General features: G+C 38.1%; 10 protein-coding genes and 1 pseudogene. 2 read left to right on the top strand and 9 right to left on the bottom strand.

Going from position 1 to position 12,157, the window contains the following annotated elements; genetic code table 11:
- The first annotated feature begins 303 nt into the window (after positions 1-303).
- Both ACVRZH_RS07325 and ACVRZH_RS07320 read left to right on the top strand, forming a co-directional pair.
- On the top strand, positions 304-1,437 hold the full coding sequence (locus ACVRZH_RS07325) for an ISAs1 family transposase (protein ID WP_447454644.1): 1,134 nt from the start codon (positions 304-306) through the stop codon (positions 1,435-1,437).
- A 124-nt stretch (positions 1,438-1,561) separates the two neighbouring features.
- Positions 1,562-2,454: pseudogene (locus ACVRZH_RS07320) on the top strand (transposase); the annotation flags it as partial.
- A gap of 104 nt (positions 2,455-2,558) precedes the next feature.
- Here the strand turns inward: ACVRZH_RS07320 and ACVRZH_RS07315 are convergent.
- From ACVRZH_RS07315 to ACVRZH_RS07275, 9 genes are all read right to left on the bottom strand, one after another.
- Positions 2,559-4,415 carry a proline--tRNA ligase gene (locus tag ACVRZH_RS07315; RefSeq protein WP_447454643.1) on the bottom strand — a complete coding sequence of 619 codons (1,857 nt, stop codon included), beginning with the start codon at positions 4,413-4,415 and terminating at the stop codon, positions 2,559-2,561.
- A 25-nt stretch (positions 4,416-4,440) separates the two neighbouring features.
- Positions 4,441-5,700 (bottom strand): RIP metalloprotease RseP, encoded by a 1,260-nt coding sequence (gene rseP, locus ACVRZH_RS07310; RefSeq protein ID WP_447454642.1) that lies wholly within the window; start codon positions 5,698-5,700, stop codon positions 4,441-4,443.
- A 23-nt stretch (positions 5,701-5,723) separates the two neighbouring features.
- A complete protein-coding gene (locus ACVRZH_RS07305; protein WP_447454641.1) occupies positions 5,724-6,518 on the bottom strand; it encodes a phosphatidate cytidylyltransferase in 795 nt (264 codons plus the stop codon).
- A 9-nt stretch (positions 6,519-6,527) separates the two neighbouring features.
- Complete coding sequence (uppS, locus tag ACVRZH_RS07300) at positions 6,528-7,277, bottom strand: undecaprenyl pyrophosphate synthase (protein ID WP_447454640.1); 750 nt, start codon at positions 7,275-7,277, stop codon at positions 6,528-6,530.
- Positions 7,278-7,471: 194 nt separating this feature from the next.
- On the bottom strand, positions 7,472-7,759 hold the full coding sequence (gene yajC, locus ACVRZH_RS07295; RefSeq protein ID WP_447454639.1) for a preprotein translocase subunit YajC: 288 nt from the start codon (positions 7,757-7,759) through the stop codon (positions 7,472-7,474).
- 17 nt (positions 7,760-7,776) lie between these two features.
- Positions 7,777-8,118: a DUF6568 family protein gene (locus ACVRZH_RS07290; RefSeq protein ID WP_447454638.1), complete on the bottom strand. Its 342-nt coding sequence runs from the start codon at positions 8,116-8,118 to the stop codon at positions 7,777-7,779.
- A gap of 23 nt (positions 8,119-8,141) precedes the next feature.
- Entirely contained in the window at positions 8,142-8,858 is a 717-nt protein-coding gene (locus ACVRZH_RS07285; RefSeq protein ID WP_447454637.1) for a YebC/PmpR family DNA-binding transcriptional regulator, read from the bottom strand.
- A 190-nt stretch (positions 8,859-9,048) separates the two neighbouring features.
- Positions 9,049-10,455: a 6-phospho-beta-galactosidase gene (gene lacG, locus ACVRZH_RS07280; RefSeq protein WP_447454636.1), complete on the bottom strand. Its 1,407-nt coding sequence runs from the start codon at positions 10,453-10,455 to the stop codon at positions 9,049-9,051.
- Between the two features lie 12 nt (positions 10,456-10,467).
- Positions 10,468-12,156 (bottom strand): lactose-specific PTS transporter subunit EIIC, encoded by a 1,689-nt coding sequence (locus ACVRZH_RS07275; RefSeq protein WP_447454635.1) that lies wholly within the window; start codon positions 12,154-12,156, stop codon positions 10,468-10,470.
- Position 12,157: the final 1 nt, after the last annotated feature.

Here is a 12,157-nt window from a genome sequence, read left to right as displayed (position 1 = left end):
GCGAGACAACTACTTAATTCTATCACTTAAATTTAAACTTGTCAATAACTTTTTGAAAGTTTTTTTGAAACTTTTTTATGTGACTGTGTCTCACGAGACAACTTTTATAGTATAGCAGAACTTTATCTCCTTGACAAGTACTTTTTCATACTTTTTTGTACTTTAGTGGCTAACTTAATTCTATAATTTATATTTTTTGCTTAAAGCCCAGGACAAACGCATGAAGAAAGTTATGTTTTCAGAAAGCGATAATCCTATTGAGAAAATCAATCAAAGTAGTAAACTATAACTGAGGTGACTAGAATGATTGATTTTTTCGTTTATGTTGATGATCAGGCTGCGGCATTAGATAGCCGGCAAGCTTGGAAAATTCATTACCACTTATCAACGATTCTCTTTCTAGTCTTCGTCTGCCAATTATCGGGTATTGAGAGCTGGAAAGAGATGGAAGAAGTCATCGAAATGCACGTTGAAGTGCTAGGAAAGTATGTGGATTTGAGTGAAGGTTGTCCATCACATGATACCTTGGAACGTGTGGTGAGTCTAGTCAATCCAGACCGATTAAAAGAATTGAAAAGTCCCATGGAACAATCAGCTAGTGACTTACCAGCTCTTCAACGGCTGATTGCGATTGATGGAAAAACCATCCGAGGCAATCGTAGCCAAAATCAAGCTCCAACTCACATCGTGACAGCCTATAGTACTGACAATAAGATTAGCTTAAGTCGGGTAGCCGTTGATGAAAAAAGTAATGACATTACTGCTATTCCTAGGCTTCTACGGACAATTGACATCCGAAAAGGTATAGTCACGATTGACGCTATGGGGACTCAAACCGAGATTGTTGATGAGATTATTAAGGGCAAGGGAGATTATTGCCTTACTGTCAAAGGAAATCAGGGAGCTTTACATGAGGATATCGCCCTCTATTTTAGTGATGCCAAATTATTGGATAAATTAGTGCAAAAAGGACAACATTATCAGACCATTGAGAAAGCAAGAGGTCAGATAGAGACGCGCGATTACTGGATTTCGACCAATGTTAGATGGTTAACACAAAATCACTCTAAATGGCAAAAATTACGGGGTATCGGTATGACACGCAATACCGTTGAAAAGGAAGGTAAGGTTAGTCAGGAGAGACGCTACTTCATATTCAGTTTTAAGGGTGATGTCGAGACTTTTGCCAGATGTGTACGTGGGCATTGGTCTGTTGAAAGCTTGCATTGGTTGTTAGATGTGGTTTATCGTGAAGACCACAATCAGACATTAGATAAACATGCCGCTTTCAACTTGAATATGATTCGGAAGATGTGCCTTTATTTCCTTAAAGTGATGGACTTCCCTAAGAAAGCCCTCAGCTATCGTCGCAAACAACGCTATATTTCTGTCCATTTAGGGGATTATTTAGAACAGTTATTTGGTAAGAGAGACTAAGATGATGCTTAAGCAATACAATCATCATTTTAAAAATTGGAGGTGGGCACAAAAAGGGCAAGAGAAATTTTTCATGCGTACGGCGTGCTTAAAGCCTTGATAGACTTGACAAATGGTAAAAAAAGAGTTCCAATTTAAGACAGACCTGAACCACCTACCTGAAAAGATGTCTTGGGACGAGTACAGCTTCAAGAAGGGGAAAATGAGCTTTATCGCACAAAATTTCGACTCGCTAAAAGTGATCGCTATTCTGGATGGGCGGACACAGGCAACTATTCGCAATCATTTCCTACGCTACTCTAGTGCTGTCAGAACTCGTGTCAGAGTCATTACAATGGACATGTTTAGTCCATATTATAAACTAGCTCGCCTTCCCTCGCTCTCTCATTTTCAAGCTCAGGCTGAAACAGTCTCTCCCCAGACTGTTTCACTCCCTAACGCTAAAATTGTCCTTGATCGCTTTCACATCGTACAACACATGAGCCGCGCTATGAATCGTCTGCGCATACAAGTCATGAATCAGTTTGACAGAAAGTCTCATGAATACAAGGCATTCAAACGCTACTGGAAGTTGATTCAACAGGATAGCCGTAAACTCAGCGATAAACGCTTCTATCGCCCGACTTTTCGCATGCACTTGACGAATCAAGAAATCCTCACTAAGCTGCTCAGCTATTCCCAAGAACTTAGAGAACATTACGAACTCTATCAATTACTGCTCTTTCACTTCCAAGAAAAACAGGCCAAGCATTTCTTTGACCTGATTAACGTGGCACTGCCAAAGGTGAATCCTATCTTTCAGACGGTCTTTAGGACCTTTTTGAAAGACAAGGACATGATTATCAATGCTTTAGAGCTACCTTACTCAAATGCCAAACTTGAGGCGACAAACAACCTCATCAAAGTCATTAAACGAAATGCCTTTGGATTCAGAAAGATGACAACTTTAAAAGAAGGATTTTGATTGCCTTGAACATCAAAAAGGAGAGAAGCAATGTGATTCTCCCCAGATGTTAGCTTTTCATCTACCCACTACAGTTGACAAAGAGCCAAAAATAACACAGAAAACAAAAAGACAAACTAGTAAATGGGCTAGTTTGTCTTCAATCTGAAATAACTCCCTAGTTATTTCCCATTAGAATACGCAGGGTTTCTAAAAGATTCTCAACATGGACTTCAATAGAGTCACCAGTAGCTTTAATTTTAACCTCCACAATACCTTCTGAGGCTTTTTTACCAACTGTTATGCGAATTGGCAAACCTATCAAATCTGCGTCCGAGAACTTACTTCCAACACGCTCATTACGATCATCTGTCAAAACAGTATATGAAGCCTTGTAAAGCAAGTCTTCAATTTGATTAGTAAGTGCTTGAGCAGCTTGATCTTTGACATTTACAGTAATCAGATGAATATCATAAGGTGCAAGCTCTTTAGGGAAGTTAATACCCCATGCAAACTTATAATCACCTTTTGGTGTTTTATTAACAAATAATCTAGCATGTTGTTCAATAACGGCAGATAGAATACGACTTACTCCGATACCATAACATCCCATAACAATCGGAACAGACTTGCCGTTTTCATTCAATACCAAGGCATTCATACTATCAGAATAACGTGTTCCTAGTTTAAAGATATGACCAATTTCAATTCCTCGAGCAAATTTCAACTGTCCTTGACCATCTGGAGACGTTTCTCCTTCTTTAACCTCGCGAATATCAACATATTCGGCTTGGAAATCACGTTCTGGATTAACCCCAGTTAAATGATAGCCGTCTTTATTCGCACCACTAACAGCATTAGCTAAATCTCTGACCTTGCGATCAGCAACAATCTTGAGTGTTGTATCAATATTAACTGGGCCTATAGAACCAAAACTTGCTCCAAGAAGCTGTTTAGCATCATCATCCGATGCTTGTTCTAAAAAATCCGCTCCTAAATAATTTTTCAACTTGACTTCATTAACTTGATCATTACCAACCAATAGTACTAAAACCGGCTGTTCATCAGCAATAAATAATAAAGTTTTGATAATATCAGTTTGATCAACAGCTAGTAAAGACGATACTTCATCTATGGTTTTGGCATTTGGTGTCTCTACCCATTCCACTGGTTTTTCAGAAACGACCTTTTGAGAAGACTTGTAATAATTCGTTGCCATCTCCAAATTGGCTGCATAATTAGAACTATCCGAGTAGACAACAGTGTCTTCTCCCGAAATAACCCACGACTCTAATTCCTTCTTGATTTCGGCCAAAACATCTTCTGGAATGTCACTAATATTAGGAATACTCTTATCTAAAACCAACCAGTGTTCTAAATCTGTTCGATCTGGCGTTATTGCCATAAATTCTTGACTATCCTTACCTCCCATGGCTCCGCCATCACCGATAATAGCTTTGAAATCTAAACCTGAGCGCGTAAAAATAGCTTCATACGCTTTGCGATAATCTTCGTACGTTTCATCTAAACTCGCATAATCTTCATGGAAACTATAGCCATCTTTCATGATAAACTCACGGGTTCGTAATAGACCGTTTCTTGGACGTTTCTCGTCACGATATTTAGATTGAATTTGATATAGATTTAGAGGTAATTGTTTATAAGATTTTACAGCATCACGAACCAAAACGGTAAATGTCTCTTCATGGGTCGGTCCAAGAATGAAGTCAGACTGATCTCTATTTTTAAGCTTGTAAAGATCAGAACCATATGTTTCATAACGCCCTGATTCTCTCCAAAGATCCGCTGTTAATAGCGCTGGAACTAACATCTCAACAGCACCAATCTTATCAAATTCTTCTCGCATAATATTTTTAAATTTTTCAATTACGCGATTAGCAAGTGGTAAGTAGGCATATATCCCCGCAGATATCTGACGAACATAACCTGCTCTAGCAAGTAATGCATGACTAATAACTTGTGCATCACTAGGCATTTCTCGAAGCGTTGGAATCAACAATTTGCTTTGTTTCATAATTCTCTCCATTCTGATTTTTCATTTAGAAAAATGTTCTTAAAATATCATTCCATGTCACTGCAATCATGAGTAAGACCATAAAGACAACTCCTGCAAGTGTCATGTAGGTTTCGGTTTCTTGTTTCAAAGGTTTTTTGCGAATTGCCTCTAACAGGTTCATGACAATCTTACCACCATCTAAAGCAGGAATAGGAATTAGGTTAAAGATTCCTAAATTAAGAGATAGGGTTCCCATCAACGCCAATACGTCAAGCCAACCTGACGAAGCCGCCATATTGGTCATCTGATACATTGCCACTGGTCCACCTAACTTATCCAGATTTGGTCTAACCACTAAATCTTTTAAAGCATTCAAAATAGCAAAAGTCCTATCCCACGCCATTTTAAAGCCGCCAAAGACTTTATCTGTGAAACTTGTTTTTAATCCTGGGCTGACGCCAATATAAAATTGCCCCCCCATTTCATTAGGTGTTACAGATAATACTTTTTCTTGACCATCTGAAATAACCGTGATGGCTAACTGTTGACCTTTTTTAAAGTCTTTTGTTGTTTCATCAATCGCTGTCGCTAAATCATCCCAATTCGTGATGTCATTTCCTTCAACTGCAATAATTTGATCATTAGATGATACTCCAGCGGCTGACAAAGCTCCATTAGGGGAAACTTGGAAGTGGTTGGTATTCAAATCTGCAACACCACCTTGAGCAAAAGCTAACAGGATGAAAACGACGATGCCCAGAATAAAATTATTCATAGGACCAGCGAAATTAGTAATTAGTCTCCCTAATACAGTTGCATTTTGATATTGAACATTTAGAGGAGCAATCCTAATTTCTGTACCATCTGATTCTACAATTGTAGCTTCAGGAGAAACGTGATACGTTTTTCGCTCCTCTAATACTAAACCTGTAATTTCTAATTCGTCTTCCAAATCATAAGATAAGACGTTGATGGGAAGGCTTTTAGCATCAAGCTGTTTATGAGATAGATTAATACGCGAGACTTTTCCATCTTGATCTAAAGTTAGTGAAGCTGGTGTTCCTGTCTTAATTTCCGTCTTGTCATCACCCCAACCTGCCATTCTGACATAGCCACCAACTGGTAAAATTCTGATGGTATATGTCGTGCCATCTTGACCTATGTGAGAAAAAATTTTGGGACCCATGCCTATCGCAAATTCCCTGACCAGTATGCCTGATTTTTTAGCAAAGTAGAAGTGCCCAAATTCATGAACAACCACTAAAATGCCAAAAACTACAACAAAGGTTAAAATACCTAACATGTTAAAACTAACCCCTCCCTGTCTTAAAATAAACCGAAGAAATGCATGATAGGGAAAACAAAAATCATGCTGTCAAATCTATCTAAAATCCCTCCATGTCCAGGAATAAGATTACCAGAATCCTTAACTCCAAAGTGGCGTTTTAATGATGATTCAACCAAGTCTCCTAGCTGAGCAAATACACTAAAAACAATGACTAAACCAAGCATTGTTATAAAACTATAGGGGGCATAAACTTCACTTCTGACAAGCATATAAAGCATAGCAACAATTATCGCTGATAGGATGCCACCCAAACTGCCTTCAATGGTTTTATTAGGTGAAACAGTTGGTGCTAACTTACGTTTACCGATTTGACGACCAATCATATAAGCACCAATGTCCGTTGCCCAAACAATGAATAAAGCTAATAAAATTTTATCAATACTAGCCAGACGCGCATTGACTAAATTTTGAAAGCCAATTCCAACGTAGTAACTTGATGCAATCGGAAAGACTGCGTCTTCAAAGGAATAGTTTGATTGACTAAAAACAGTTCCAGCCAGAAGTAAAAAACTCATTACAGTGTAGACACTAAAACCACCACCAACGGGTAAAAATGGTAGATAGTGTTCCATAGGAATAGTTAATACAAAGGCTCCTAACATTGCTAAAATGCCTTCAAACGAAAAAATTTCTAATCCTTTCATCGCAAATAATTCGTACACACCAATCACAGCTAACAAACCTGCAAGTAGTTGAAAGGGCAAACCACCAATCATCACAAAAGGTAAAAAAATAGCTGCTGCCAATGAACCAAAAACAATTCTTTTTTGCATAATATTCTCCTAAATTCCTCCAAAACGACGATGACGCTGATTGTAATCTGAAATAGCCTCTCTCAATTCTTGAGCTCTAAAATCAGGCCATAGTGTAGGAGTGAAATAAAATTCACTATAAGCTGCTTGCCAAGGCAAGAAATTACTGAGTCGTAACTCTCCACTCGTTCTAATAATCAAGTCTGGTTCCCTATAATCAAGAGGCAGGCTAGAAGTCATTAAATGATTAGCTATTAGATCCTCCGTCACATCTTCTGGTTTAAGTGCCTTTGTAGCTACTTTTTGAGCAATTTGTTGTACAGCTGTTGTAATTTCGGCTCTACCTCCGTAATTCAAAGCAAAATTCAAAATTAATCCAGAATTATCTTTTGTTCTTTCACAAGCCTTATTTAAAGCGCTCAGAGTCGCTTCTGGTAATTTCTCCAGCGAGCCGATAACCTCAACACGTACATTGTTTGCGTGCAACTCTGGAACATACTTATCAAAAAATTCCACGGGTAAGTTCATGATAAAGGAAACTTCATCTTCTGGACGAGACCAATTTTCGGTAGAAAAAGCATAAACAGTTAAAACTTTGACTCCTAAACGTGATGCCTCTATCGTCACATTTTGTAAAGCATCCATCCCAGCTTTGTGACCAAAAACACGGGGCTGGAGACGTTTTTTTGCCCAACGACCATTCCCATCCATAATAATACCAATATGAGTTGGAATATTATCCAACAACTCATTGGATTTTTCTTTGAATAATTTAAACATATGGTTTCCTTACTGTCAAAAGAATACTATCTCTATTTTAGCACAATTAAAAGCTATTTGCCTACTATTCTTGTTCAAAAGGAAGATATTTACTGAGACAGTCTATAAAACTAACGCTCACAAAAAGACTACAGCAAGAATCTTGTCTGTCAAACAAATATCCCACCATAGTCTGTTCAATATGCAAACGAAATTTATTCCTCAACAGTTACTGAAGATGCAGCTGACTTTGAAACAACTGTTTTCACAGCATATAATTCATAAGTCAGATAAACCCCATCAACATCAAGTACAATTTTTTTGTTGGCCAAATCCACCTCATCAACGAGTGCATAAAGACCGCCAATCGTGATAATCTCATCGCCTTTTTGAAGGTTATTAATCTTATTTTGCAGTTCTTGAGCCTTTTGCTTTTGCTGACGTTGCGTCATAAACATCATTAAAAACATGGGAATCAAGAACAGAATAAACGTCCAGTTCATTTATCCATACCTCTCTATTAGTCAATAAAAGCTAAAATAGCTTCTTCTGATAACGAGGAATCACAAACAACTTTAACTTCCCCTTTATCTGCCACCAATAAACCTGGAACCGTTGGGATGTGATGACGTGAACGAAATTCTGTAATACCCGCTAAATCACTCGCATTTTCACTGTTCAAGAAATGAACTTCAATCTCGTTAGCCTGTGCTACTCTGCTCAATTTAGGCGCAAAACGTTGGCAATAAGGACACGATGGACGACCAACAAACAAGATAAATTTATCTGATGCAGCAATTTTTTCTTCAGCCACAGCAGCTGATACTTCCTTAAATGGAGCAATAGCTTCTAAAAATGACATACTTTCTTCCCCTATACTTTCTCTTAAAAATCAGCAACATTATGGTAAACTTTTTGAACGTCATCATCGTTTTCTAAAGCATCTACCAACTTCTCAAATGTGGCAAGGTCGTCACCTTCTAAAGTGACCTCGCTTTGCGGAATCATTTCGAGTTCCGTCACTTGGAAGTCTGTTACTCCAGCGGCACGAAGAGCTTCTAAGCCTTTATGTAAATCTGTAGGAGCTGTGTAAACAGTAACCGTTCCGTCTTCTGCCTCAACATCATCCACTTCAACATCGGCTTCTAACAATATCTCAAAAATACTATCTGCATCATCACCTGCAAAAACAATGACACCTTTTTTATCAAACATGAAGGATACCGCACCAGATGCACCCATGTTACCACCGTTTTTACCAAAAGCAGTACGGACATTAGCTGCTGTACGGTTAACATTTGATGTCAAAGTATCGACAATCAACATTGAACCATTTGGACCAAAGCCTTCATAACGCCCTTCTACGAAAGTCTCATCTGTTTTACCCTTAGCCTTGTCAATCGCCTTATCAATGACATGTTTTGGTACTTGTGCTTGTTTAGCGCGTTCCAAAACAAATTTTAGAGCTGAGTTTGATTCTGGATCTGGATCACCTTGCTTGGCAGCAACATAGATTTCAACACCAAATTTGGCATACACTTTTGAGTTTGCACCGTCTTTAGCTGTTTTTTTAGCCACAATATTGGCCCATTTACGTCCCATTGGAATTCTCCTTTTGATGATTTTTTATGCTAATATGTCTTAAAGTTTTCAAACTTTCAACACCTCATTATATCATTTTGACAGCTTTTGGTAAAATGTTTTTTAAGTTTTATGATGCTTTATCAGGAAAGATTGGCAAATATGAAAACAAGGAGACTAAGTCATACACACTTAATCCCCTTAAAATAAACTACTTAATTTCTTGTGTCTGTGCTAAATCTTTGTACCAGTATGCGCTCTTCTTAGGATAACGTTTCTGCGTTTCAAAATCAACATAGAATAGCCCATAACGTTTTTCATAACCATTTGACCATGAAAAGACATCCATCAATGACCAAATGAAGTATCCTTTGACAATCGCACCATCTGCAATAGCATCTGAAATCACTTCTAAATGTTGCTTGACATAATCAATACGTGCATCATCATAAACCGTATTGTTTTCAAAAACATCTTTGTAGCCCAGTCCATTTTCTGTGATATAAATTTTTTTATAGTTTGGATAATCCTTTTTAACCCGCATGATTTGGTCATACAAACCTTGTGGATATATCATCCAGTCCCAGTCTGTCCTAGGAACATCAACATCAAATTCACGACGCCCTACGCCCTTGATTTGATACTTCGAGCCTCCTTTTTCTCCTTTACCATTATGTGTAATCTCAGTTTCTCCACTGAATGAAGTCATCCAATCACTCATATAGTAGTTAATACCTAAGAAATCATTCAAGTCTTTGGCTGCCTCTAAGTATTCAAAATCCTCATCAAGTAACTCTAACTTGCCACCATTCGCTGATAAAATATGGTTAACACCTGCCATGGTTTCATTTGAATATCTACCAAGATACGTAGCATCCAAAATGAATTTATTGTGAATGATATCTTCTAATTCCGCTGCTCGCACATCTTCTGGATTATTAGGATCAAGCGGGTATTTTGTCGGTAAAGCGTGCACCACACCTATCTCCCCTGAGTAGCCTGCTTCTTTGTATACCAAAACTGCTTTAGCATGCGAAACCATCATATTATGGTGTGACTGAAACACCTTAGCTAAATCATAAGTAATTCCTGGAGGGAATTTACCAACAAGATACTGACCATCACCAATTGGACCGATTTCATTGAAAGTCGTCCAAAAATTGACTTCTGGAAACTCTTCAAAACAGAATTTAGCGTAAGCGATAAAATGTTCAATATTATCACGATTTAAAAAATCGCCGTTAGAATGTAGAACTTCTGGTGTATCAAAATGATGTAAGGTAACAAATGGTTCTACTCCGCGTTTATGACATTCCGCAAATAAACGGTGATAGTAATCAACTCCTTTAGGATTAACATCACCAAAACCTGTTGGGAAAATACGGGACCAGGCAATTGAGATGCGAATACCATTAATACCAAATTGCTGGCACAATTCTAAATCCACTGGATAACGATTATAAAAATCACTTGCCGGCTCTGCTGTGTACCAATAATTGTCTTCGAGGTATTTATCCCAAGCAACACGTCCCTTACCATCGCTTTGGGTTGCTCCCTCAGCTTGATAAGCTGCTGTAGCTCCTCCGAATATAAAATCCTTAGGCAATCGTTTTATCATGTCATCTTCCTCTTAATCTATAAATTGTTGATTAACAAAGTCTAAAGCACCTTTACCATCTCTAGTCAGTTTGATATACTGCATGCCTTCAGTCTTAGCTAGTTTAATGCCTAGTTGATCTGTTTCCACTTTGATATCTTCATAATTAGAAGCTACTTGTGGTGCTAAAACAACTAATTGATATTGGGATAGTATTTCACGATGAGCTCCATAACTACCTGCTGCCGCCGAAACAGGAACACCGTATTCTTTAGCCGCTTTATTCAGAGCATTTGCCAAAAGACCACTGGTACCACCACCCGCACACAAGACAAGCACATTCGTCTGTTCAGTAACAGAGTTTCCTACAACACCTGCTTTTTCTAAAATAGCGTCTGCTTTAGCTGTATTAAAGTTAGCTGCAACCTTATCTTTTAGATCTTCTGAGAATTGTCCAGAAAGTTCCTCAGCTAAAATTTGCTCATCATAAACTTTTAAGAATGGGTAGTAAATGGCAACATCCACAACAATAAGAGTTACTGCTAAAAGGAATGCCATTGGAGCAAATCCTGTTCCCATAACAATTCCCAATGGCCCTGGTGTTGTCCAAGGAAGGTTTGCAATAAAGCTATTCATGCCTAAAACTTCAACAAAGAATTTAAAAATCCAAACGTTAGCAATAGGTGCAAAAACAAAAGGAATAAAGAAAATAGGGTTTAAGACCAGAGGTGCCCCAAATAAAATCGGTTCGTTAACACCAAAGAAAGTTGGCACAACAGAAGCTCTTCCGATAGCTCTATTACGTTTTGACTTAGTCAACCACATAAACATGAATGGCACTACAAGTGTTGCCCCTGTTCCACCCATTGTAACGACGAACATTTGTGTTCCTGAAGTAATGATTTTATCAGCATGCTCACCTGCACTCAAAAGAGCGAAGTTAGTATCAACGTTTGCATAGAGAATAGCTGCAATAGCAGGCTCTACGATTGAAGGACCATGAATCCCTACAAACCAGAATAATGCATAAGCACCAAAGATAATTGTAATACCAACATAACCTTCCGCTGCACTAAAGAGAGGAGCAAAAGCTTTAGAAATAGACTCTGCAACACTTACACCAACCGTGCTACGAACAAGAATATCTAAGGCATATAAACTTAAAATTGAGGCTGCAAATGGGAAGATATCCTTGAAGGCTTGCGCAATGTTCGGTGGTACTTCCTCAGGCATACGAATTGTCACATTATTTTTGATAAAGAATTTATAAATATTGACAGTAACAAAAGCTGCTAAGAAAGCTGACAAAAGGCCTTTTGTACCTAAAAAACCTGCTCCAAAACCACCTTCAATTTGATCTGAAGCTAGTAGCAAAAAACCACATATTGAAGCCAACATGGTTGAAAGATAGTTGATCTGATTAGTGCTTTCCATTTGTCGGTTGACTGAATCGGTTAACGATTTAGCTGTTGTTCCGGCAACTAGAACAGCTATGATACCCATCGTATAACCAAAAGGTTTCATAATCATTCCAACAGTTTCATCAGACCACGAAAATCCGAAAATATTTGGAACAAAGGCAATTAACAAGAAAATACTTGAGAATAAGATGACTGGCATACTCGCAATAAAGCCATCACGAATTGCTCTCAAATAAATATTACGCGAAATTTTCTCAAAAAATGGTCTCCACTTTTCGATTTGTGCAACAAGTGCTTTCATA

This window comes from Streptococcus fryi, assembly GCF_053206505.1.
Note: the sequence above shows the minus strand (reverse complement) of the source record. Positions and strands in the feature narration are given on the sequence as shown.